We start from the raw sequence: 24,704 nt of genomic DNA on the forward strand, positions 1-24,704 counted from the left end.
GATTATGTCAGGACATAAGGAATCAATTTTAAGAGAACCATTAATTACCGGTAATGATATCACGTATGCTAAAATTACGAATGATATCTTAATGCCTGTTGAGAATAAGCCGAATAAGGCTTGGTGGATTGGGTTTATACTTTCACTTTGCGGTGCTTTACTTTGGGTATTTGCTGTAAGTTATACGTTCTGGTTCGGTATCGGAGAATGGGGTTTAAATAAAACTGTAGGATGGGCATGGGATATCACCGGCTTCGTATGGTGGGTAGGTATTGGTCACGCAGGAACACTGATATCTGCGGTACTATTGCTCTTCCGTCAGAACTGGAGGAACTCGATTAACAGATCTGCAGAGGCGATGACGATCTTCGCCGTAATCTGCGCTGCTACCTACGTAGTCTCACACATGGGTAGACCATGGTTAGCCTATTGGGTACTTCCATTACCCAATCAATTTGGTTCGCTTTGGGTAAACTTTAACTCCCCATTGGTTTGGGACATGTTTGCGATTTCTACTTACTTTTCGGTATCGTTATTATTCTGGTACACTGGTTTATTACCTGATATCGCCAGCATTCGTGATCGCGCCACAGGAGTTAGGCGTAAAATATATTCGATCTTCTCTTTTGGATGGTCTGGTAACGTTAAAACCTGGCAACGTTTTGAGGCAGTGTCTCTAATCCTTGCTGGTATTTCAACGCCATTGGTACTTTCTGTACACACGATTGTATCGATGGACTTTGCTACTTCGGTAATCCCGGGATGGCACACAACGATCTTCCCTCCGTATTTCGTGGCTGGGGCGATCTTCTCTGGATTCGCAATGGTATTAACCTTGTTATTGGTTGCTCGCAAAGTATTGGGTCTGGAAAACTATATTACAATGTTCCACATTGAGTCGATGAATAAGATCATCATCTTAACAGGATCAATTGTGGGTGTAGCTTACATAACTGAGTTTTTCATAGCATGGTATTCAGGGTCTGAGTATGAGCAATACGCATTTATCAACCGTTCAACCGGTCCATACTGGTGGGCTTACTGGATGATGATGACTTGTAACGTTGTTTCTCCGCAGCTGTTTTGGTTCAAAAAGATTCGTACCAGTATTCCTGCTACCTGGATTTTATCTATCGTAGTAAATATTGGTATGTGGTTCGAGCGTTTTGTAATTATCGTTACATCACTACACCGTGATTATCTTCCTTCGAGTTGGGCGATGTTTTACCCAACATGGGTTGACGTTAGTGTATTCGTTGGATCAATTGGATTATTCTTTACCTTATTCTTATTATTTCTGAGGGTACTTCCTTCAATTGCAATTGCAGAGGTGAAGCTATTATTGAAAAGTGCAAGTGAGCAAGCAAAGCTTGAGCAAATTAAAGAAGGTCATCTAGATAAAGTAGAAGTTGCGGAGTACGTAGAGTCTTTAGAAAAATTTGATAGTGTTAAACAAGAACAATACGCAAAAATATAACAATGAGTAATATCAAATATATTTTAGGCAGTTTTGGTGATCCTGACGAAATGATGCATGGCATCGATAAGTTACAGGAAAAAAACATCTCTATACATGATGTGTATACACCAATGCCTATTCACGGCATCGAAGCTAAATTAGGAGTTAAGAGATCCAGGTTAGATATCCTCGCATTCTTTTGCGGTATTACAGGAACTGCATCTGCATTCGCGTTGATTTATTTAACATCGGTTATTGACTGGAGTCATAACATTGGTGGTAAACCAGCGCTAGCGCTTCCTGATTTTATTCCGATTATGTTCGAGGTAACAATCCTCTTTACTGCGTTTAGTCTGGTTGGTGCTTACTATGCGTCTGCCCATTTATTCCCAGGCAGAGCTCCAAGGGTTATGGATCTTAGGGCAACAGATGACAGGTTTATTATAGCTATCGACGCGCAGCAAAATATTGAGCATACACTAATTGATGGTTTATTAAAAGATGCAGGTGCTTTAGAAGTAAAGTACAATGAAAGGAAGTATGTTAGCTATGAATAAGAACAAATTAGTTTTAGCCTCATTTTGTATCCTTGCAAGTGCTGCGATGTTCTCGGCATGCAGAGATAAACGAAGCACTGGTTTGGAGTACGCAAGAAATATGTATGATCCGATTGCACTTAATCCAGATCAGCCAGTTTCTACTGAGAATGAGTTCTTAAAGAGTTTCAAAGGACAGGCAGCGCAAACTCCACCTCCGAACACTTCGCCGATTGGATTTGTTGAAATGGATATTTATCCAAACGACAAGGACGGCTATGAGGCTGCAGGTTTAAACCTGATCAGTTCGGTTGCCCCACAGGAGAAGAACATGTTGGAAGGCAAGCACTTGTTTAATGTAAATTGTAGTCCTTGCCACGGTGTGGAAGGTAACGGACAAGGTCATCTTGTTAAACTTGAGAAGATTAATGGTGTTCCATCATTTTATGACCCGGAGAAAACCTCTTCAAGAGGCGGTCTGATGGTTGACCTTACAGCAGGAAAGATTTACCATACTATTAAATACGGTTTGAATTCTATGGGATCTTATGCTTCTCAATTGACTCCAGATGAAAGATGGAAAGTGGTGATGTATGTTCAACAATTACAAAAAGGAAAATAGTAAAGAAGAAATAAATGGGAACTCATAATTATAATTTAACTGAGCAGTTTGAGTTTACAGGTAAAGCAAAGACCTTAAGTATTGTCGCTATTATTATAGGGATAGTATGTATAGGATTTGGCTTTTCGAATGAAGCTTATCATGAGCGAACATTCGCAAACCTGTTGCTGATGGCTTATTATTTCGCTTGCGTTTGTATGTCAGGAGCCTTCTTTCTGGCTGTGCAGTTTGTTGCACAGGCGGGCTGGTCTGCTTCTATTTTACGTGTGCCACAAGCTATGGCAAAAACACTTCCTATTGCGGTTGTGATCTTACTTGTTGTAATTGGCGCAGGCCTTTACACACACAATTTATATCATCACTGGAATGCACCGGGACTTACTGTTAAAGGTGATCCAAATTATGATAGCCTTATTGATGGTAAATCTGCCTTTTTGAATGTGCCTTTCTTTATGGCACGTCAGGTAATATTCTTAGGTGTTTATAGCTTCTTTGCTTTGCTTTTAAGCAAGCTTTCTTACAATGAAGATTTAAATGGAGGTTTATCTTCATACACAAAAAGCTTTAAATACTCTTGTATATTTCTGGTGATATACGGCTTCACGACACCGATCTTTGCTTTTGATACCATTATGTCTTTAGAAGCACACTGGTTCTCTACCATGTTTGGATGGTATAATTTCGCAGCGATGTGGGTGAGCAGTCTGGCGACCATTGCCATCATTGTTATCCTGCTTAGAAAAGCTGGTTATATGAGTTGGGTTAATAATAGTCACTTGCATAACCTTGGACAATTTATCTTTGGTTTCTCTATTTTCTGGACATACGTTTGGTTTGCGCAGTTTATGTTGATCTACTATGCCAACTTGCCAGAAGAGACGGTATACTTCTACAAAAGATGGGAAAGTTATGAGTTTTGGTGGTATCTAAACCTAGTTTTGAACTTCCTTGCTCCAGTATTATTGTTAATGGACAGAGACAGCAAAAGACATGAAAACGTATTGCTTACAGTTTCTATCATCGTACTTTGCGGGCATTGGGTTGATTATTATCAAATGATTATGCCTGGAGCTGTTGAAGAAGGTCATAATGGATTTAGTATAATCGAGATTGGGACTGCGATTGGTTTTGTAGGATTGTTTACCTTTACGGTGTTAAACGCATTGAGCAAGAAACCACTTGTTGCTAAAAACCATCCGTTTTTACAAGAGAGTTTAAATCACCACTTATAATTGGTGATCGGATACATAAATAAATAATAGTATAGTAGAAATACAGTGTTACTACTTTTAAGGAAATGAGTTTAAGAAAATTTATAAGTAATAAAAAAATAGCTGCACTCGCAGTGGTTTTTACGGTATTTGCGAATACTTATGCATTTGCACAGGAAGCGGCAGTAGGTGCTGCGACCGCCACCGCTGAAAAACCAGTAGACATGGCCCCGGTTTATAAATCAACTGCATTCTATGTTTTGGCATTTTTAACACTTTGCTTGTTCATAGCAATTGTTGGCAAGGCCCTTAAGGTTTATGAGTTAACTCGTGAGGCTCAAGATAAGCCAAACGGAATTAACTGGAATTCGGTAAACGGAGTGTTATTTGCGATATTTCTTGTCGTAGGTTTGTACGGCGTTTATTGGGAGTATACGGTTCATGGAAGCATGATCTTGCCAGAAGCCGCTTCAGAACACGGTAAGAAGATCGATAGTATGTTTAACATTACGTTGATCATCACCACGATTGTTTTTATTGCTACACACATAGCCTTATTTACTTTTGCCTACTTATATAGAAACACTGGAAAAAGGAAAGCTTATTACTATCCACATAATAATCTTTTAGAGCAAATCTGGACATTCGTTCCTGCATTGGTATTAACAGTTCTTGTTTTAATGGGTTTCTTGACCTGGAGGTCTATATTTTATAAGATCGAAGATCCAAGCAACAAGCCATTGAGTGTTGAGATCACCTCTTCACAGTTTGCCTTTGCTATTCGTTATCCAGGAGTTGACGGTGTTGTGGGTATAAAGAACTATAAGCTAATTGACGGAAATAATCCTCTTGGCGTAGATTTGAAAGATAAAAATGCACTGGATGATCTAGTTGCTGACGAGTTGGTAATTCCGATTAATAAGCCTGTTCGTATGATCCTTACCAGTAAAGACGTTTTGCATAGTTTCTATATGCCGCATTTTAGGGTACAATTAAATACTGTACCAGGTATGACTTCATTTTTTGAATTCACACCAACGATCAGCACTGCAGATATGAAAGTTAAAACTAATGATCCTAAATTTGATTATTTGATCCTTTGTGCTAAGATTTGTGGTGCTGGACACTATAATATGCAAAGAAAGGTCCGGGTTGTATCTCAGGAAGAATACGATGCTTGGATCAAAGAACAAGGTACTTACGTTACGGATGACCTTAGAAAGAAATTTAACCTGCCTTTAGCAGCGCCTGCTCCAGCGGCTGTAACTGCTGATTCGACTGCAACAACAAATCAAATAGCTTCAAAATAATAATAATACTGGAATAGCACATTATGTCAACTATATCATTACACGATACGCATAACCACGATAGCCATAATGATCATGGACATCACAAAGAGACTTTTATAACGAAGTACATCTTTAGCCAGGATCACAAGATGATCGCCAAACAGTTCCTGATCACCGGAATTACTATGGCTGTTATAGCAATGGGGCTATCCATATTGTTCCGTATACAGCTTGCATGGCCAGACAAAAGTTTCCCTTTATTGGAAACGTTTTTAGGTAAATGGGCTGCTGGGGGAAGGATTCAACCTGACTTTTACCTTGCTTTAGTTACCATACATGGTACGATAATGGTGTTTTTTGTATTAACAGCCGGCTTGAGTGGTACCTTTAGTAATTTATTAATTCCTCTTCAGCTTGGAGCTCGGGATATGGCATCGCCATTTTTGAATATGCTCTCTTATTGGTTCTTCTTTTCCGCTTGTGCAATTATGATGGCCTCCTTCTTTATTCAAACTGGACCAGCAAGTGCCGGATGGACAATTTATCCGCCATTATCTGCGTTGCCCACTGCCGTTAAGGGATCTGGATTGGGCATGACACTTTGGTTGATCAGCATGGTTCTATTTGTTGCATCGTCCTTGATGGGTGGTATCAACTACGTAAGTACTGTATTGAATTTGCGTACCAAAGGTATGGACCTTTGGAAGATGCCATTAACAATCTGGGCGTTCTTTCTTACCGCGATTTTAGGTATCCTGTCTTTCCCTGTTTTGGTTGCTGGTGTTATTCTACTGGTATTTGATCGTAGTTTTGGGACAAGTTTTTATCTGTCTGACATTGTTATCGGTACGCAGGTACTTCCAAATGAAGGAGGTTCGCCAATTCTTTGGCAGCATTTATTCTGGTTCCTTGGTCACCCGGAGGTGTATATAGTAATTATGCCAGCATTGGGCATCTCTTCTGAGGTCATTTCAGTAAATTCTAGAAAGCCTATTTTCGGTTATCATGCGATGATTTATTCATTGATTGGTATTACCATATTGTCATTTATTGTTTGGGGCCACCATATGTTTGTAACAGGGATGAACCCATTGTTGGGTGGTGTGTTTATGATTACGACGTTGATCATTGCTGTGCCTTCCGCTGTGAAGACCTTCAACTACTTAGCTACACTCTGGAGAGGTAACATCAAGTTTACGCCAGCTATGTTGTTTGCTATTGGCTTGGTTTCGTTCTTTATCTCTGGTGGTTTAACAGGGATCTTCTTAGGAAACGCTGCCCTGGACATTAACTTACACGATACCTATTTTGTGGTTGCGCATTTCCACTTGGTGATGGGGTCTGCAGCTATTTTTGGTATGCTTGCTGGTGTTTATCATTGGTACCCTAAAATGTTCGGAAGAATGATGAATCCTAAATTAGGATACTTACATTTCTGGCTGACATTCATCTCCGCCTATCTTGTTTTCTTTCCCTTACACTTCTTAGGACTTGATGGTGTTCCACGTCGTTATTATGCATTTACTGAGTTTGAGTTTATGCAAAAATGGTTGACTGTAAACGTTTTCGTAACCTGGGCTGCAATTATGGGTGCATTGGCACAAGTGGCTTTCTTATTCAATTTCTTCTATTCCATATTTAAGGGCAAAAAAGCTCCCCAGAATCCGTGGGAAGCCAATACTTTGGAATGGACAACTCCAGTTGAGCATTTACATGGAAACTGGCCAGGAGAGATTCCAACCGTGTATCGTTGGCCTTATGATTACAGCAAACCCGGTGCTGAAGAAGATTTCATTCCTCAAACAATACCTTTCTCTCAAACAATGAGCTCTAACATGCCTCATGACTTTGAAGGTAATGCAGAATCTGAACGTATCCAGAGAGATTGGGAAGAAAAGCATCCGATTGTAGCAGCAATTGAAACGAAAATAGAGTAGTATTTAGCTATGATATCACAAGGTATCTGCGGTAGGTAAATACTTACACCAGGTACCTTATTTTTTAATCAAAACACCCATGGTTCCTAAATCTGAAAAGAGATTTCTCAGGCTCAACCTTTTTACTATTGTATTTACCTTGTTGCTGATTTTAGCAGGGGGTATCGTACGAAGTACAGGGTCAGGTATGGGATGTCCAGATTGGCCAAAGTGTTTTGATCAATACATTCCACCGACATCAGTTTCACAATTGCCCACAAATTACAAGGAGAAGTACGTCGCCGAACGGATTGCAAAAAACGAGCGTTTTGCAAAGACCCTGGATCGAATGGGCAAATTAGAGTTGGCAGATAGTATTCGCAATGACCAATCTATTTTAGTTCCGGAAATATTTAATGTCGCTAAAACTTGGACAGAATACGTAAACAGACTGATGGGGGCGGTTACCGGTGTGCTTTTGGTCTTACTTGCGGTTTTCGCATTTGTTTACAGGAAATCTGCTAAGAGAATTATCGTGCTAAGCATCATTAATTTGGTTGTTGTTGGTTTTCAGGCTTGGCTGGGTTCAATTGTAGTTTCTACCAATTTAGTAGCATGGATAGTTACGGTTCATATGTTGCTAGCTTTGGTGATTTTGGCAATTCTTATTTACACTTACAATTATGCTGTTGAGCTTTGTCAGAAACGAGTTGTCGTAATTGCGAAAATTTGGTGGTTGAAGTTATTGGTCTTGTCTTCTATAGCCGCTAGCATAATGCAAATTGTATTGGGAACGGAAGTTCGGGAAGCAGTTGATGCAGTGTCAAAACGACTGGCTTTTACGCAACGATCTAACTGGTTGGAAGAAATCGGTAAAGTGTTTTCCTATCACAGAGATATGGCCATTTTGGTACTAGTTTTAAATATATGGGTGTATAAAGAGGTTAAAGATAAATTCAGTGGCAAGCAGGCTTTATTAATTGGGAATTCAATTGGAGTTGTTCTGTTGATTCAGATTGTTACGGGAATAATATTATCTTACTTTGCGCTGCCTCCTTATGCTCAAGCATTACATATTTTATTTTCGACTATTTTATTTACTCTTCAGTACTATCTGTATTTGTTGGTGTACCGCACAAGCACTTACGATCAGGAGCATAACTAATATATAATTTGAAACACTTTTTAGCAGATTTTTCGAAGCTTATCAAATTCAGATTAACTTTTCTGGTGGTCTTCTCTGCATCCGTAACTTTTTTAATCGGATCTCAGGTACCTAAAGATGGAGTAGTTCCTGGTATTGATTGGATGAACTGGCTAATCCTTATTGCTGGAGGTTTTTTGGTTACTTCCGCGGCGAATTGTTTCAATGAAGTTATTGAGGTAGATCTTGATAGACTGATGACCAGGACTAAAGACAGGCCTATGCCTTCTGGGCACATGACCACTGGACAAGGTTTAGTATCTGGATTGATCATGGGTTTAGTTGGAACATGGCTACTGGGAAAACTAAATATAGAAACGGGTTTGTTATCTGTGTTCTCGATATTTTTGTACGCATTTGCTTACACGCCGTTAAAGCGTAAGTCGCCAATTGCGGTTTTTGTAGGTGCTATACCAGGCGCGCTACCTCCGCTGATTGGTTATGTCGCCGCACATGGCAAGATAGATAAGATAGCAGTCATTCTGTTTTTGATTCAGTTTGTATGGCAGTTTCCTCATTTTTGGGCTATTGCGTGGGTACTGGATGACGATTACAAGAAGGCAGGATTTAGGTTGCTGCCTACTACAAAGCGTGACAGTATAAGCGCCTGGTTTGTTTTATTGAGCACACTGATTTTAATACCTGTTAGCTTGCTTCCTATATGGTATGGTTTCGGTGGGTATTATATTGGAGGCGTCTCTGTCATTGCTGGAATCCTGTTTAGTTATTATGCTTTCGTTCTTGTGGTAAAGCAAGATATTTTGAGCGCAAGAAAAGTAATGTTTTGTTCCTTCTTTTACTTGCCTCTTGTACAATTGGTTTTATTTTTTGATTTTATTAAATAGATGATTATGGTTCAATCCATTAAGCAACAAGAAATGGGTCTTGAGTTTAAGGCCAAAAAGTTCATTATTTGGCTTTTCGTGGTATCATCCACGATTATGTTTGGCGGCTGGACAAGTTATTATATTGTATTCTCAGCATCGAAAGGGAAGGGTCATGGTTTGGTTCTTCCTGAAATATTCGTCTACAGTACTATTATTCTGCTGTTGAGTAGTTTGACCTTGTTTTTGGCGTCGAGAGCTTTTAAGAGAGGCAATATTTCATTACAAAGAATTCTTCTCGGAGTTACGGTTCTATTAGGAACAATATTTGGCATATTACAAGTTGATGCATGGTCTAGCATGGTGCAAACCGGAGCTTTTTTCAGTAATAACAACGCAGCAATATCTTTAATTTATGTGGTATCCGGTTTCCACGTATTACACATTTTTGCAGGTGTTTGCATAATATTAAATGCATTATATGGTACTTATAAAACCCCGTTAATAGAGAAGCGTAATTACCAAATGGAAATTGCTTCAATATTCTGGCATTTTATAGATATATTATGGATATATCTGTATGTTTTTTTACTTTTGAACAGTTAGACTTTTTAACAAATTATTACTATTTACAAAATGAATTCATTATCACAATTAGATCAGGTAAAAACTACTCCTTGGAGTGGAGGCCGCTCACCGTGGTCGTTAGAATATGGTAAAGTCATGATGTGGTTTTTCCTGGTTTCTGATGCTTTCACTTTTTCTTCATTACTGATCTATTACGGAGCACAACGTTTTTCAAAAGGAGCATGGCCTGCACCAGATAAGGTTTTCCAATCTATTCCAGGTATTACGGACCATGGTGCACCATTAGTATTTGTTGGCATCATGACATTTATATTGATCATGAGTTCTGTGACTATGGTTTTGGCTGTAGAGGCGGGTCACAGGAGATCTAAAAAGGAAGTTATTGGCTGGATGGTTGCAACGATAATCGGCGGATTCATGTTCCTTGGTTGTCAGGCTATAGAATGGACTCACCTTTTCCATGAAGGATTTCATTGGGGAGAGATTCCTGAGAAGGCGGAATTGGCCCAGTTCTTCAATGGACCGGTTTCAGAGGTATCTGCCCAGCAGTTTGCCAACTTGTTCTTTACCATTACCGGATTCCACGGATTCCACGTATTTACCGGTGTTATTGTCAATATTATCATTTTATGCATGACCATCAATGGGACTTTTGAAAAAAGAGGACACTACTTAATGGTTGAAAAAGTTGGATTGTATTGGCACTTTGTGGATCTAGTATGGGTGTTTGTATTTACTTTCTTCTATTTAGTTTAATTACCAGTTTATAAAATATTTATCATGTCAGAACAACATTCACATACAATTGAAGGGCAGGACCACGATGATCACGCAGGTTTATCAGTAAGTAGAATTTGGCAAGTCTTTGGAATTCTTTTATTGATCACTGTTTTAGAATTTATTATCGCACTTTGGGCGATTCCTGGTGGTCATTTAACACAAAAAGTTGGTAACTATATTTATATAGCACTAACTTTATTTAAAGCCTTCTACATCGTAGCTTATTTCATGCACCTTAAGTTTGAAAAAAGAGGGTTGCAAGTAGTATTGGGCGTTTCGTTTGTCTTCATTTGTTATTTCATTGTCTTAATGATGATCGAAGGTGGCTACCTACATGAGCACATGCCGAAAGTTTAATGAAGGAAAAAAGCACTTCTATCAAAAAGATTTTAATCCTGGTGGCCATATTAGCGGTACCAGGATTTTTATATTACTTGCTTCAGGAAAAGGGCAAAAATCGTTATAAACCACTACATATTTTCGGACCTAAGGTAGTGGCTGCCACCTTCCATTCTGTGCGGGGCAATCAAATCCCTGATACGATCTACCATGAAGTGTCAGACTTCAAACTCGTTAACCAGATTGGAGATTCCATCAATTTTGGAACTTACAAGGGAAAGATTCTTATCGCAAATTTATTCTATACTCAGGGAAACAATTACGCTGTCAATTTCGCGAATAAGGCGATGCATGCTTTTGACTTTACCTATGAGAAGAACAAAGCCGTCCATTTCATTAGTTTGAGTATGGATCCTGCTACAGACACCCAGGAAGTTTTGGAAAAATATGCGAAAACGCAACAGGCAGTTGCCGGTAAGTGGGACATGTTGACTGGAGACAGCACACAGGTGTATACACTAATCAATAAAGGGCTGAAGGTAGATGCGCTGCAGGAAACGGTAGACGGTAAGAAGAAATTTACCTATAGCAACTTGTTTGTATTGCTTGATACCCATCACAGGATTCGTGGCTATTATGAAGCAACTAGTCAGGAAGCATTGTCGAAGTTAGATGACGAGATAAAAGTGCTCCTTGCGGAAGAACTAAGAAACATAAATGATGGTCGTTAATTGACTGAATATACATTATGACTTTAAACGATAAGTTTTTTTTAAGATTAATTTGGGGCGTTACAGTATTTGTATTACTTGTAGTAATTGCACTTAAAATTGTTCCACCACCGCAGCCGGCACCTTCATTTATCTACCTTCTCCCTCACATTATTGGGGGGATAAACGCTGCCTGTTCTATATTGTTGATTATATCGCTAATCTTCATTAAGCGCAAAAAGATACAGGCCCACAAGATCACCAATATAATCACATTTATATTGTCGGCCATATTTCTTATTTTCTATATTGTATTCCACCTCTACGAAAAGGACACTAAGTTTGGAGACCTGGACCACAATGGAGTGCTTTCTCAGATTGAGTTGTCTGTCGTAGGAAGCACGAGGTACATTTATTTCTTTATCCTTGCAACTCACATTCTACTCGCTATAATTGTGTTGCCGTTGATTTTAATTAGCTTTTTAAGAGGCTTTAGTATGCAAATTGAGCGGCATAAGAAGATAGTTCGCTGGTCATATCCAGTTTGGCTGTATGTTGCCATTACTGGTGTAATTGTCTACCTGATGATCTCCCCATATTACAATTTTTAACGGCCTTATCCGTTAATTTAATGACGTCATCATTGCAAGGCATAAACTGAATTAAAGCCTTTATTGTTATCTTTGTCACAGATACAAAATATTCGACTTCATGAAAAAAGTGATCTTTATTTTTCTTTTCCTACTTATTGCAGGTATCTCTAGCCCAACTCTTGTAAACGCCCAGTGCGCAATGTGTACGGTAAGTGCAGAGCAAAGCGTTAAGAATGGGAATACGCAGGGGAAAGGTTTAAATACAGGGATCATTTATCTTTTGGTGATACCTTATATCTTAATTTCAAGTATCGGCGCACTTTGGTACTTTAAATACCGTAAAAAAGCGCCTGTGTATGCAGAAAACGTCTAAGATCTCCGCAATGGTTAATGGCAAGTGTCCGCATTGCAGACGAGGTAATATTTTCACAGGAAATGTATACGGTTTCAATATTCAGAAAACCAATACCGTCTGTGGCAATTGTGGCCAACGCTTTGAAATTGAGCCAGGTTATTTTTACGCCGCCATGTATGTGAGTTACGCGATGAATGTGGCTGAAATGCTGGCATTGGGTATTGCCACCTACACTTTTTCCGGAGGTAACCTTGAGTTTGATTCTTTATGGCTTTACCTGACAGTTATATTCACCGGTTGTCTTATTCTCTCTCCTTTCAATTACAGATATTCTCGGGTGATCTTGTTGCACTGGCTTTCACCAAAAATAAGGTATAACGTTTTATACGATAAGGGATGATCAATTCGGAAACACTAAAATTCATCAAGGATGTTGCTGATAACAACGACAGAGATTGGTTTGCAGCAAACAAAGACAGATATGAAACGTCAAGGGTTGATGTATTGCAATTTATTGAAGAATTAATTCCGTTGCTGGCGGTTATAGATCCAGCTTTTTCTATCGATACGCCTGCCAAGAAATGTTTGATGAGAATCTATAGAGATGTAAGGTTCAGTAAGAATAAGGACCCGTATAAAAATAACTATGGAATTTCCTTCAATGTAAAATCTAGTGGTGTTCCTAATCCAGATTACTACTTACACCTTCAACCCGGAAAGAGCTTTTTTGGTGTAGGTTTCTGGATGCCAGACGCAACTGTTTTAAAAAAAATCAGAGAGGAGATCGATTATAGTATAGACGAGTTTTTAGAAATCATCAACGCTCGAAGTTTCAGCGAGACGTTTTCATTGAGTAAAGAAGATACGTTGAAGAATGCACCAAAGGGTTATGAGGTCACTCACCCTCAAATAGAATTTCTAAAACTTAAGAGTTTTATTGCGATTTACCCTTTGACTGATAAAGAAGTTTTGAATGCTGGAATTGCAGATAAGCTTAAGCAAGCATTTTTCGATATACAACCATTTGTATTATTTTTAAGAAATTCTGTTGCACAATAGTTAAATTTATACGTTTTTTTGCTATACTTGGTCAACCACACAATTGAAATGATGAAAAAGATATTTTTATTTTTATTCTTTGGAATGATTGCCAGTGCATTTAGTTCCTGTGTAATACTTTCTCCTAAAAAATATAAGGCGCTTCTTTCAAGGCAGGATTCGCTAAATAAGGGTTTAAGTGAATCTCAAATGTTGAACGAGAATCTGGAAGGCCTAATCGCACGATTACGGAAGGATACCACAGGTTTAAGCGCTGCATTAGGTGAGCTAAGAAACAGATATTCTGAAATAGACAGCAATTACACCAAACTCCGCAGTAATAGTTCTACAGAAATTAATAAGCTGTCTACAGATTTAAAAAAGCGTGAACAACGATTGAGGGAAGTCGAAGAAATACTTCGTAAACGCGATGAGGCTACCAATCAATTGAAGGAAAAACTTCAACAGGCATTGTTGGGCTTTACAAAGAATGGGCTTACTGTAGAAATTAGAAATGGTAAAGTATATGTATCCCTGACAGACAAGCTACTTTTTCCCTCTGGTAGTATTATTATTGACGAGAAGGGCAAGCAAGCCTTAGGTCAGCTCGCCGATGTGCTCAAACAACAGCCCGAAATTAACATCGCGGTAGAAGGACATACAGATTCTCAGAAAATTACAAATCTTGGTCAAATCAAGGACAACTGGGATCTAAGTGTACTGCGATCTACTTCAGTAGTTCGATATTTGACTGACGTTAGTAAGGTTGAAAGTGTTCGGATGACTGCCACGGGGAGAGGTGAATTTCAGCCCCTAGGACCAAATGCCACTGCGGACTCCAGAAGTAAAAACAGAAGGATTGAGATTGTCTTATCGCCGAAATTGGATGAACTATATGATTTAATAAAGCAGTAGCAGATACCGTTAACTTATTTTTTGTCTATGTATTCCATCAATGTTCTAAAGGCAACAAATTGGTTAGCAAATTCATCATTTAGATCTGCCTGAAGTGACGGTGCATATTTATCCTGATAGGTATTGTAGTTCTCCAGATTTTCTGCAACATATTGAGCACAAAATGTTACTCCTTCATTTGGTGAATCAATTACTTTTAGTAAGCGCGAGGACACGAACATACCAGTCTCCATGACCTTTGGGATATGAATTTCCTGCATCCATTCAAGCCATTTTTCTGAAACGGCATCTTCGATGATAAGGGTTACATTGTATAAAAGCATTCGGCAAAGATATGAATTAGGTGCCAATATTATCTCCGCGCAGTATTCTAAAGCGCTTACGAGCTTCAGATGAAAACATGCTGCCAGGGTGGTCGTTTATTAGCTTTTGATAATATGTTTTAGCCTGCTCATTGTCTTTGATGTTTTTCTCATAAAGCTCGCCTAAGGTGAATAGCGCATCGTCATTCCAAATACTTGTATCAAAGGTCTCAATCAATTCTTTCAGCGTAGTAATTGCTTTTGTGATTTCGCCTGTTTTAATAAATATCTTCGATTTAGACATCAGTATATCGTCAGCCAGCGTATTACGAGGGTAGGTTATAGTTATAGTATCGAGTTTTTTTAAGGCTAGTGTGGTCTGATTTCTGAATTCAAGCATCTCGGCGTCGGCATACATTTTCAATGCATTACTGTCTAGCGGAGTTTGGAGATTGTCTGAAATGATAAGGCTTAAATTTAATGCATCATTTGCAATGAGCTGTGTAGTCGAAGCTTTCAAAACATCCGCCTGAGATTTTGCATATGCAAAATTGCCTTGGTAGAAAGAAAGCTTTGCTGAACGATAGTGGGCTTCATTTCCGATTACCTGACTTTCAAATTGCTTCGCTACTTGTTCGTAGATCAAAAAAGCTTCCCAAGGTTGTTCTGTTAAAATGTAGATGTCACCCAAATCAAGTTTGATTTGTCCGATATCTGCTGATGCCAGTCCGGGAATAGCTAACGCGGCTTCTAAAGCATTTTCTGCTTTAGGAAGATCATTTAAATAGAAAGCCTGTAAGTTTGCCCAACGCCTAAGGGCGAACACCGTTCGTGGGTTCCTGCCATATTCTTCCAGAATTGCGTTATACTCATTGGCAAGCTCAAAAATTTTCGTTCTATCAAACTGCCCCGAGATAGCAAGTTGATATTTGGCATTGATCATTTCTACTTTAGCCTGTAAAAAATAAGGATGTTCTCTACCCTTGCTTACGATATACTCGAAAGCTTTTACAGCAGTTGCGTAGGCATTATTTTCAAGAAAAGTATTGGCCGATGTGTAAAGTATGAATCCATCATCTTTAATTCTTTTATCCTGGGCTATTAGCTGTCTTAGAGCCATTTCATATTCCTGTTGTTGAAGGTACTGCCATATCAATAATTTTGTAAAAACCATCACTTCTGGCTCTTTTTGGATCTTTTTTAGAAGTGCTGTTTGAAGGATGCTATAATCTGCCTTTTCTTCAAATACAGAAGCAATGGCACTCTGGGCCTGAAGTAATAGTTGGGGAGTAGCAGCTAAAGCTGATAAATATTCCTGCACCAGCATGTTTTTATCTTTTTTGTATCTATAAATGCTTAGGAGTTCATAGGTGAATAATTTATCATTATTTAATATTTTTCTGCCTTCCAGAAAGGTAGAAATTGCGAGTTCGTAAGCTTGAAAACCATAAAATCGATTTGCTACGTCCCGGATCTTGAATTCATCTGCAGGAAGACTGCTCAATACTTCTCTATATTTTTTAGTAGCAGCATCCGGCTGTCCCTTTTCCTGGTAAATACGAGCAAGTCCAATAACGTAACTTAGGTTTTTAGGGTTTTCTTTTGCTAATTTTTTAACCAACTCCTCTGCTTCATCAAACTTCTTGATCTTCAATAGCGCGGTTAAGTACATGTCGAAATAAGCGTCGTTCTTTGTTTTAGTGAAGAGTTTTTCGAGTAAAATGCTCGCTTCTTGATATTGGGCTTGTTGATAATATTGGAAAGCCAGCGCATCATCCATGTTATTCTGCGCAACGCAGATGCTGTTTGCAAAACTCAGTAATAGAATGATAGTTAGATTCTTCATTTTCAACTTGACCTCTTGATGTTCTAAATTAAGAAATAAGACGGTAACAAGCGGAGTATTGCCACAAGATAAATACATGAGCGTATTTTAAATGTTACCAAAATTAAATGGGTCGGCATCCAAAAATACCTAATTTCATTGCAAACCTTGTTGCGGCCTTTAAGGTAACAATGTTGGTGAATATAAATTTTAAAGCAGGGGTTACTTAACTTCGTAACTTCAACGAGCATGATGTTAAACCTGAAGTACCTTTTTTGTTTATTGATGTTGTGTTGCCTGTCTGCCTGTAATCGGGATCCGGCAGGTAAGATCATACCCGTAAATGATTTTTTTAAATCTCAGGAACGGATGACGTATAGGATCTCGCCGGATGGAAAAAACATATCTTATTTAATGTTTGATGGAAAGGATCAAAACCTGTATCTAGAAGATGTGAATACTGGTAAGAGCTGGCAGGTCACAAATATCAAGGGTAAAAAGATTAACTTTTATTTCTGGGTAAATAGCACTGAACTTATTTATTACAGGGACATTGATCCTGTTAAGCGGAGGTCCGATATTTTCATCATTAACAAAAACGGTGGGAATTTACGCCAGTTAACAAATAATGAAAAGAGTCGAATTCGTGTACTGGAAGATCAGCTGATAGATGATAAATACCTGATGGTTTCTTCTAACAGGAGAGATTCAACAGTATTTGATGTTTATCGCTTGAACGTGAGAAACGGAAAAATGGAAATTGCTGCTCAAAACCCTGGCAACATTACCAACTGGATGACTGATGATGATGGAAAGCTCAGATTAGCTACAAGTAGCGATGGTGTGAATGAGACTTTCCTGTATCGATCTGCAGAAAATGAAAGTTTTCGTCCTATTATGACCAACAACTTCAAAACCACACTTATGCCAGTTGCATTTGCCCCCGAACGGCGGAATATAGTTTATGCAATCTCTGATGTCAATAGAGACAAAAGGGCCTTAGTAGAACTTGATTGTAATACCGGAAAGGAAATTAAAGTTTTATATAGCAATGATAGCGTTAACGTCACAGACGCTCAGTATTCCCGAAAAAGCAGAAAAATGTCTTTCGTAGTTTATGAATCCTGGAAAAAAGAAAAGTACTTTTTGGACGATTCTACTGAAATGCTTTATAAAGACCTGGATAAACTTCTGCCAAATACGGAGAGCAAGATCATTGACCGCGACGAGGCTGAAAGTATTTTCATTGTGAGGACCTTTAACGATCGCAATCCAGGGTCTTTTTATCTTTATTTTTACAAGACAGGAAAGCTAAAAAAATTAAGCGACTTAAATTCCGCTATTAAGGAGGAAGAAATGAGTCCGATGAAGGCTATAACCTATCGCACAAGGGATAACCTGGTTATCCATGGTTACCTTACACTTCCATTAAATGAAAAGGCTGAACAGCTTCCCGTGGTTGTATTGCCTCATGATGGTCCTGGGTCCAGAAATAACTGGGGATATAATCCTGAGGTTCAGTTTCTAGCCAATCGCGGATATGCGGTACTCCAGGTAAATTATCGTGGCTCTGCCGGTTATGGGAAAGTATTCTCTGCTTCTGGATTTAGGCAATGGGGCTGTAAGATTCAGAATGACATTACAGATGGAGTGAACTGGTTGATCTCTAGAAAGATAGCAGACCCTAAGCGAATAGCCATTTACGGAACTGGATTTGGAGGCAATATTGCATTAAATGCTTTATATGCTAAAGATCACAATTACGTATGTGCGGCATCCAATTCTGGAGTAATAAATTTGTTTTCCTATCTTAAATCAATACCTCCTTTTATGAAGCCTAACCTTCAAATGTATTATGAGGTGATTGGCAATCCACTAACGGATGTTGAACAAATGAGGCAATCTTCGCCACTATTCCAGGTCGATAAGATTAACAAGCCCGTATTTATTACTCAGAATACAAATGATCCGAATATCAATTCAGGAGAGACGCTTCAGTTTGTAAAGAATCTTCAAAAGAAGAATATTCCGGTAACTTATTTAGAAAATGATGGAGATTTCTTTTTTGGCAAGAATATAGAACAGCGCCAGAAGCTTTATACTGCTCTGGAACAATTTCTGGAAGTTCACCTGAAAAAAAAGTAGATTCAAAGTATGCCTGTAGAGAAGAGAAGCGGATACCGTAAGAATTTTTCCTTGATCCTTACTTTCATTGTTATGATGACGGTCTTGTTTGGCTTATCTTTATTACTGGCCTACAGGTTTAGCACGAAATTTATAGAAAATCAGTTTGTTTCTGAGAAAGTAAATGTCCTTGAGAAAAGCATCAAACCTTATAATGATTTCTTCCAGAAAAAGTTGCCTGAAGTCTCGTACTATAATGGATACCTCGATTCTGCCACCGCATCTAATTTTGTAGATACCCTGTTAATGGAAAATCCCTTTGTATCTAAAGTAATATTTTATGATTCCGAAGTCAAAAACTTACCGGTTCGCTACGGACTCAATACAGGAAAATTTTCCTTTGGACCAAAAAGTATTTATCAGTTCGGTACTTTGGTTCCGGTCGACTCTGTAGAGATTTTCTCCAGAGAAAATACAAAAAACTTCATTGTTGGGGACGATTTCAATGCGCTTGCCCTCAAGCTGGCAACTTATATAGAAAGTCTTGACACTAATAAAACGCCAAGCCAAGACGAACTATTCAGTAACTTTAGTAATATCCGCGCCAACAAGATTACCTACCTCAATATACCCAGGTTAGAAGATCTGAAAATGTACAAGTTGATGATAAGGAATAGATTAAAGGCCAGGCCGGTTTACCAACAAGACATGCTTTCTTTTCATTTGGACCCATACAAAATTAAAATTATCAATTCCCGTCCACTGCTCTATCAGCACATCAGAATTGAGCCTCTAACCTATGATCCGCTAGAAACTGGCGTAACTTATATGACAACAGAAATCACGCTCCCTGGACCGTTCTCTGATTACAAGTTGTACTTCATTTCTGCACAGTCTTTTATAGAAAATGAAATCTTTAACTATTTCTTACCGCTTGCGCTTGGGATATTGGCTTTCTATAGTATTGTGGTATTGGTAGCTTATCTTATTTTTAGAAATTTGAATATTAACCAGAAGATGTTTAAACTACAGTATGATTTTATGAATAACTTAACTCATGAGTTCAAGACACCTGTAAGTGTTATAAAGATTGCTGGAAATAATATCAAGAGTGCAGCTGCGCTTACAGAAAAGGAGCAAAAAATGTACGGTAAAATACTTGATGAGGAAGCTGATAAACTTAACGGCTTAATGAATAAGCTTCTTGCCTTCACTCAAATTGAAAACAAAGCAATTGAGCTCAACCAGGATCAGGTGAACATTGTCGATTTTATCGAAAGTACTATAGATTCTCACCGCTTGAAACACCCAGACTTCAATTTTACTTACGAAGTAACCGGATTCACAACATTCATTACCGATCCAGTGCTACTAGGTAGTCTTTTTGATAACCTTGCAGAGAATGCCTACAAGTATTCTCCGCCGGAGAGGAAGATGTTGCACATTAGTGCAAGACTGATTAAAGGAAAAGTTGTGTTGCGATTTACTGATCAGGGAATAGGAATTCCAGCGTCAGAAATAAATAATATATTTAAGAAGTTTTTTCGCATTCAAAATCAATACAATCAAAATGGAAGTGTAGGCCTCGGTCTGGCATTCTGTAAAGAATTGATTAATTACATGGATGGCGAGATCACCGTTAAAAGTAAAGTGGATAAAGGCACCGAGTTTAAAATTGTTCTACCCTATAACGATTAAAAGATATGTCCAAAGAAATTAAAATACTGATAGTTGAAGACGATGAGAACCTTCGTTTTTTAGTGGGACATCGCTTAAAAGCAGAAGGCTATGCGGTATTGGAAGTTAGTGATGGCGAGGCTGCAGAAAAAGCTATCCTTGAAGAAAAGCCAGACATCGTACTTTTAGACTGGATGCTTCCTGGCAAACAAGGTTCAGAAGTTTGCGAGAAGGTGCGTAAACAAGGATTTGAAAATCTGATTATCATGATGACAGCCAAAGCTCAGGATGTAGACAAAATCGACGCCTATAACTTTGGAGTTTCAGACTACGTGACTAAGCCTTTTAATATGGATGTTCTTGTGGCAATGATTGAGAATAAGGTAAAATTCCTGGTCAATAGTGACAAGTCCGAAATCCATCGCTTTGGAGATATGGAACACCACCCTAATGTGCATACACTATTCAGAAATGGAAAGAAAATAGAGTTGACAATTTTAGAAAATAGAATCTTGTTATATTTCTTGAGAAACCCAAGCAAAGTAATCAATCGAGATGAGTTAATGCTCGTAGTTTGGGGATATAATTCAGATGTAAACACGAGAACGTTGGATATGCACATTGTAAGACTTCGCAAGAAAATTGAACTCAATCCGGATAATCCCCAATTGTTGCAAACCGTTAGAGGAATTGGATACCGATTTAATCCAGGCACTTAAAAGGAAAAAAGAAATCCAAAAAGCAACAATAGAAGGTATTGCAGTAACATCGTCCCGTCGAGGTAAAAGAAGTAGTAATATTCGTTTTTCTTAACATTAGACTTGAAGATTAGCCACCCTGTAATAGCTAGATTTAACACTACTGCGGCTATGTCTGGATACGTTGCCTGCCTAAATAGTAACAGCAGCAGGAGATAGCCTAACAATAGAAACTGGCAGAATATATAGGCTCTCTTTTCCCCTAGCATTACCGGAATGGTTTTCAGTGCATATAATTTATCTTGAAAAAGATCTCTAATGTCAAATGGAACTGTGATTGCTGCAATAAATAAGAAGCGTTTAAATACAAGTAATAGCGTATCGCCGGGCGCGATATTTAATTGATGGCTATGTTGTAATTCCATGATCGGCAAAAGAACGCTACTCACTGCCCATACCATTGCGATCAAAAAGAGCTTTATTCCTGGAATGTTTCTTAACCCTATGTTCTGGTTATTTAATGTTAGAAATGGGATATTGTAGCCTACAGCTACCAAGCCCGTAAATAGCATAAGTAGCTTAGATTCGATGCTAAGATATAGAAGGAATAGGGGAACAAGGCACAGAATTGAAATCAAGGTGATAGAAATGATCATTCGATAATGTGAAAAGATCCACCTCACCCTCTTGTATGGAGAGTTTTCTGGCTTTTTAGGCTTAGCCAGGAGCATACTAAAATTATACAAACCAATCGTTGCAAAGAATACGAAAGCAAGTACATATTTATCAGCCGGAACTTTTAAGAAGTGATAAGTGATCAATCCCTGAGCTACAGCACAAACTGCAATAAAAAGATTGCTAAAAAGCAGAAAGTCAAGAATGGAGAATACTACTTTTTTAAGCACTTTATCAAGCGGTTTTTATGCTCGCCTTAGCTCAAATATCGTTATTTCCGGTAAAATTCCAACCCTTCCAGGATAGCCTAAAAATCCATAACCAACGTTTACATACAATTGTTGGTTATTGTGAGTATAAAGGCCAGCCCACTCGTTGTAAATGTATTGAACTGGGCTCCATTGAAAATCTTTCGTTCTCACTCCAAACTGCATCCCGTGCGTATGTCCGCTAAACATAGCATCAATCTGTGGATACTTTTGAAGCACCTCGGCCCTCCAGTGAGAAGGATCATGCGAGAGCAGTAGTTTAACAGGAAAGTCATCTGTATCTTTTGTTGCCAGATCCATTCTTCCGTATTTCGGAAATCTGCCCATTCCCCAATTCTCAATCCCTAAAATACCAATTTTCTGTCCATTTACTTTTAAACTTTTATGCTCGTTCATCAGTAAGTTCCAGCCCATCAGTTCATGTGTTTTGATTACATTCTGTAGATTTCTGGCTTTTTCTGGAGAGCCTTCTTTTCCGAAGTGATAGTCACCGTAATCATGATTCCCCAAAGTAGAGTAGACACCTAGAGGAGCTTTTACTTTCGAGAATAGATCCTGATAGTCGCGCATTTCGGTGGCCATGTCATTCACTAGGTCTCCTGTAAAAAAGATCAAGTCAGGCTTTTCTGCCAACAACATATCGATGCCTCCGCCGACTGCTCTGTGGTTATAAAAACTCCCTGAATGAATGTCAGAAATCTGGCCCAGCTTCATTCCTTCAAATGCCGAGGGCAGGTTGGGAAGAATAAGACGCTTGCGAATTACTTTGTAATCATAAGCTCCGGTAGCGATCCCCCAAGTAAGAGAGGTCAATGGAATTGCAGCCGTTATTAGTCCTGCTTTAATTAAAAAGGCGGAACGACTGATAGGTTCAGAAGGAGAAACTGTCTGTGTATGCTTTTCCTTACCATTAGCAACCAAGCTTTTTGCTTTTAAAAACACGCGCCTTAAATCGTCGATTACCAGGAAAGGTAAAAACACAATTTTGCAGGCCAGGGTAAGAAAGAAGGCCACTAAAACTATTGATCTTATACCTAGATATACACTTGGAATAGTTATAAAAATCGATACAAATACACCAATGATAAGGAATATGGAATAACTCCACCAGACTATCGCAAAAAGGCGTTTTGTTTTCGATTTCCAACTTTTAAATACAGTTAAAATCGCTCTGAAGCAATAGTAGTCAAATACGAGAATAAAAACAGATAAAATGATAAGAACCGAAAGTCTGCCCATTTAAACTTTAAGGTTAAAATTATTTGAAATCATTGTCTTCTTCCTCATCTTCGACTCCGGTGTTGAACAAACTTTCGAACATATCTGAAAAACCGAACCCCCCGTCGAGGTACTTCTTGTTCAGTTGAGAATGCTCCGCTAAACCATGCAAAACAAACTCCATTAACAATAAAGTTTGATTTTCACTCAACTTTGGATGAAATTTCTTTACCAGGTCATATAGCCCTGTTACGCGCATTAGTTCTTTCTTATACTTTATACCCGTAAGTGAGTCAGATAGATCAAGTGTATTACCCTCAGTGAACCACTCAGTGATTGAGTTATAAGGATTTGCTGTCTTGCTTTTCTTAGCTTTTTCGGGATCAGGAAAATACCTCACAAACAGTGTTTTTATAGCCTTGCCAATAAGCGTATTTGCTACTTTAGCAGGCCCCTCTAACTCGCCTTCATAGACCAATTCAATCTTTCCGGTAACGGCGGGAATAATCCCAACAAGATCAGAAAGTCTTACAGAAGTGGCTTTTTCGCTATTGATCAACATTCTCCTTTCAGCAGTACTAATTAAATTCTCATATGCAGATATGGTTAACCTTGCTGATACACCAGATTTTTGATCAATGAATTCGCTCTGACGTGCTTCAAATGCGACTTGTTCGACAAGATCTTTAACCAAACCATCCGACTCAATGCCTTTTTGCTCATCAGTAAGTTTAGCCTCCTGAAAAGTAATTTTCCTGGAGATACCGATTGTTTTTGGATAATGGGTCAGTATTTGACTCTCTATTCTGTCTTTCAAAGGGGTAACGATGGAGCCTCTATTGGTATAATCTTCGGGGTTTGCCGTAAACACAAACTGTATATCTAAAGGAAGACGAAGTTTGAATCCGCGAATCTGAATGTCTTTTTCCTGAAGCATATTGAACAATGCCACTTGGATCCTAGCCTGAAGATCGGGTAACTCGTTGATTACAAAAATGCTTCTGTGGGCTCTCGGAATCAAACCAAAATGAATTACTCGTTCATCATTATAAGTTAACTTCAAAGTTGCCGCCTTTATCGGGTCAACATCGCCAATTAAGTCGGCAACAGTTACATCTGGAGTAGCAAGCTTTTCAGTATAACGTTCAGACCTGTGCTGCCAGCTAACTGGGGTATTATCTCCATGAATAGAGATCTCATGTTTTGCGAACCAGGAGATTGGGTTTAATGGATCATCAAAGATCTCACTTCCGGAAACATAAGGAATATACTCGTCTAACAAATTGCCCAGTAAGCGGGCGATCCTTGTTTTTGCCTGGCCCCTCAAGCCCAGAAGGAGGATGTTATGACGGGATAAGATCGCTGTCTGTAGTTCAGGGATCACCGTTTCATCGTAACCAAGTATCCCTTCAAACCCCTCTTCTTTATTTTTTAACTGCCTAATCAGGTTTTTTCTTAACTCATCCTTAACTGATAAGCTTTTATAGTTAGAAGCTTTCAGCGCCCCAAGTGTTTTTATATTGATGTGATCCAT

General features: G+C 38.7%; 25 protein-coding genes. 20 read left to right on the top strand and 5 right to left on the bottom strand.

Annotated elements, in window-relative coordinates:
• The first annotated feature begins 4 nt into the window (after nucleotides 1-4).
• From nrfD to ACHFIZ_RS09475, 17 genes are all read left to right on the top strand, one after another.
• Nucleotides 5-1,477 (top strand): NrfD/PsrC family molybdoenzyme membrane anchor subunit, encoded by a 1,473-nt coding sequence (gene nrfD / locus ACHFIZ_RS09395; protein ID WP_410885136.1) that lies wholly within the window; start codon nucleotides 5-7, stop codon nucleotides 1,475-1,477.
• Between the two features lie 2 nt (nucleotides 1,478-1,479).
• Nucleotides 1,480-2,016: a DUF3341 domain-containing protein gene (locus ACHFIZ_RS09400; protein ID WP_410885138.1), complete on the top strand. Its 537-nt coding sequence runs from the start codon at nucleotides 1,480-1,482 to the stop codon at nucleotides 2,014-2,016.
• Nucleotides 2,009-2,617, top strand: coding sequence for a c-type cytochrome (locus ACHFIZ_RS09405; protein WP_410885140.1), 609 nt, complete (start codon nucleotides 2,009-2,011; stop codon nucleotides 2,615-2,617). The genes ACHFIZ_RS09400 and ACHFIZ_RS09405 overlap by 8 nt, the downstream gene beginning before the upstream one ends.
• Before the next feature lie 14 nt (nucleotides 2,618-2,631).
• Nucleotides 2,632-3,849 carry a quinol:cytochrome C oxidoreductase gene (locus tag ACHFIZ_RS09410; protein WP_410885142.1) on the top strand — a complete coding sequence of 406 codons (1,218 nt, stop codon included), beginning with the start codon at nucleotides 2,632-2,634 and terminating at the stop codon, nucleotides 3,847-3,849.
• 65 nt (nucleotides 3,850-3,914) lie between these two features.
• A complete protein-coding gene (locus tag ACHFIZ_RS09415; RefSeq protein ID WP_410885144.1) occupies nucleotides 3,915-5,138 on the top strand; it encodes a cytochrome c oxidase subunit II in 1,224 nt (407 codons plus the stop codon).
• A gap of 23 nt (nucleotides 5,139-5,161) precedes the next feature.
• Nucleotides 5,162-7,057, top strand: coding sequence for a cbb3-type cytochrome c oxidase subunit I (locus ACHFIZ_RS09420; protein WP_410885146.1), 1,896 nt, complete (start codon nucleotides 5,162-5,164; stop codon nucleotides 7,055-7,057).
• A gap of 79 nt (nucleotides 7,058-7,136) precedes the next feature.
• Nucleotides 7,137-8,201 carry a COX15/CtaA family protein gene (locus ACHFIZ_RS09425; RefSeq protein ID WP_410885148.1) on the top strand — a complete coding sequence of 355 codons (1,065 nt, stop codon included), beginning with the start codon at nucleotides 7,137-7,139 and terminating at the stop codon, nucleotides 8,199-8,201.
• An 8-nt stretch (nucleotides 8,202-8,209) separates the two neighbouring features.
• Entirely contained in the window at nucleotides 8,210-9,085 is an 876-nt protein-coding gene (cyoE, locus tag ACHFIZ_RS09430) for a heme o synthase (protein ID WP_410885150.1), read from the top strand.
• A gap of 6 nt (nucleotides 9,086-9,091) precedes the next feature.
• On the top strand, nucleotides 9,092-9,670 hold the full coding sequence (locus ACHFIZ_RS09435) for a heme-copper oxidase subunit III (RefSeq protein ID WP_410885152.1): 579 nt from the start codon (nucleotides 9,092-9,094) through the stop codon (nucleotides 9,668-9,670).
• 30 nt (nucleotides 9,671-9,700) lie between these two features.
• Nucleotides 9,701-10,408 (top strand): cytochrome c oxidase subunit 3, encoded by a 708-nt coding sequence (locus ACHFIZ_RS09440; RefSeq protein ID WP_410885154.1) that lies wholly within the window; start codon nucleotides 9,701-9,703, stop codon nucleotides 10,406-10,408.
• Between the two features lie 24 nt (nucleotides 10,409-10,432).
• Nucleotides 10,433-10,789, top strand: coding sequence for a cytochrome C oxidase subunit IV family protein (locus tag ACHFIZ_RS09445; protein WP_410885156.1), 357 nt, complete (start codon nucleotides 10,433-10,435; stop codon nucleotides 10,787-10,789).
• Entirely contained in the window at nucleotides 10,789-11,502 is a 714-nt protein-coding gene (locus ACHFIZ_RS09450) for an SCO family protein (RefSeq protein ID WP_410885158.1), read from the top strand. Before ACHFIZ_RS09445 ends, ACHFIZ_RS09450 begins: the two co-directional genes overlap by 1 nt.
• A gap of 17 nt (nucleotides 11,503-11,519) precedes the next feature.
• The gene (locus tag ACHFIZ_RS09455) at nucleotides 11,520-12,092 is read left to right on the top strand and encodes a DUF420 domain-containing protein (RefSeq protein ID WP_410885160.1); all 573 of its coding nucleotides are present in this window, start codon (nucleotides 11,520-11,522) and stop codon (nucleotides 12,090-12,092) included.
• A gap of 100 nt (nucleotides 12,093-12,192) precedes the next feature.
• On the top strand, nucleotides 12,193-12,447 hold the full coding sequence (locus ACHFIZ_RS09460; protein WP_410885162.1) for a hypothetical protein: 255 nt from the start codon (nucleotides 12,193-12,195) through the stop codon (nucleotides 12,445-12,447).
• Entirely contained in the window at nucleotides 12,431-12,829 is a 399-nt protein-coding gene (locus ACHFIZ_RS09465) for a DUF983 domain-containing protein (RefSeq protein WP_410885164.1), read from the top strand. The genes ACHFIZ_RS09460 and ACHFIZ_RS09465 overlap by 17 nt, the downstream gene beginning before the upstream one ends.
• Entirely contained in the window at nucleotides 12,826-13,488 is a 663-nt protein-coding gene (locus ACHFIZ_RS09470; RefSeq protein WP_410885166.1) for a DUF2461 domain-containing protein, read from the top strand. Before ACHFIZ_RS09465 ends, ACHFIZ_RS09470 begins: the two co-directional genes overlap by 4 nt.
• 51 nt (nucleotides 13,489-13,539) lie before the next feature.
• A complete protein-coding gene (locus ACHFIZ_RS09475) occupies nucleotides 13,540-14,382 on the top strand; it encodes an OmpA family protein (RefSeq protein WP_410885369.1) in 843 nt (280 codons plus the stop codon).
• A 14-nt stretch (nucleotides 14,383-14,396) separates the two neighbouring features.
• On the opposite strand, the gene ACHFIZ_RS09480 is transcribed toward ACHFIZ_RS09475, so the two are convergent.
• Nucleotides 14,397-14,705 (bottom strand): DUF4286 family protein, encoded by a 309-nt coding sequence (locus tag ACHFIZ_RS09480; protein ID WP_410885168.1) that lies wholly within the window; start codon nucleotides 14,703-14,705, stop codon nucleotides 14,397-14,399.
• Nucleotides 14,706-14,721: 16 nt separating this feature from the next.
• The gene (locus tag ACHFIZ_RS09485; RefSeq protein ID WP_410885170.1) at nucleotides 14,722-16,608 is read right to left on the bottom strand and encodes a tetratricopeptide repeat protein; all 1,887 of its coding nucleotides are present in this window, start codon (nucleotides 16,606-16,608) and stop codon (nucleotides 14,722-14,724) included.
• A 150-nt stretch (nucleotides 16,609-16,758) separates the two neighbouring features.
• Between ACHFIZ_RS09485 and ACHFIZ_RS09490 the strand changes: the two genes are divergently transcribed.
• From ACHFIZ_RS09490 to ACHFIZ_RS09500, 3 genes are read left to right on the top strand one after another with little or no spacing between them, the layout of a single operon-like run.
• Nucleotides 16,759-18,654, top strand: coding sequence for a prolyl oligopeptidase family serine peptidase (locus ACHFIZ_RS09490; protein ID WP_410885172.1), 1,896 nt, complete (start codon nucleotides 16,759-16,761; stop codon nucleotides 18,652-18,654).
• Between the two features lie 9 nt (nucleotides 18,655-18,663).
• Nucleotides 18,664-20,331, top strand: coding sequence for a sensor histidine kinase (locus tag ACHFIZ_RS09495; RefSeq protein WP_410885174.1), 1,668 nt, complete (start codon nucleotides 18,664-18,666; stop codon nucleotides 20,329-20,331).
• 5 nt (nucleotides 20,332-20,336) lie between these two features.
• The gene (locus ACHFIZ_RS09500) at nucleotides 20,337-21,029 is read left to right on the top strand and encodes a response regulator transcription factor (RefSeq protein WP_410885176.1); all 693 of its coding nucleotides are present in this window, start codon (nucleotides 20,337-20,339) and stop codon (nucleotides 21,027-21,029) included.
• Here ACHFIZ_RS09500 and ACHFIZ_RS09505 read toward each other — a convergent pair.
• The 3 genes from ACHFIZ_RS09505 to ACHFIZ_RS09515 are packed head-to-tail and all read right to left on the bottom strand — an operon-like array spanning nucleotide 21,026 to nucleotide 24,704.
• Nucleotides 21,026-21,913, bottom strand: a complete 888-nt coding sequence (locus tag ACHFIZ_RS09505; protein WP_410885178.1) for a hypothetical protein — start codon at nucleotides 21,911-21,913, stop codon at nucleotides 21,026-21,028. The two genes, ACHFIZ_RS09500 and ACHFIZ_RS09505, sit on opposite strands and share 4 nt — an antisense overlap.
• Nucleotides 21,914-21,928: 15 nt before the next feature.
• Entirely contained in the window at nucleotides 21,929-23,191 is a 1,263-nt protein-coding gene (locus ACHFIZ_RS09510; RefSeq protein ID WP_410885180.1) for a metallophosphoesterase, read from the bottom strand.
• A gap of 19 nt (nucleotides 23,192-23,210) precedes the next feature.
• Nucleotides 23,211-24,704: a magnesium chelatase gene (locus tag ACHFIZ_RS09515; RefSeq protein WP_410885182.1), complete on the bottom strand. Its 1,494-nt coding sequence runs from the start codon at nucleotides 24,702-24,704 to the stop codon at nucleotides 23,211-23,213.

This window comes from Pedobacter sp. JCM 36344, from assembly GCF_046546555.1.
Classification (GTDB): Bacteria; Bacteroidota; Bacteroidia; order Sphingobacteriales; family Sphingobacteriaceae; genus Pedobacter.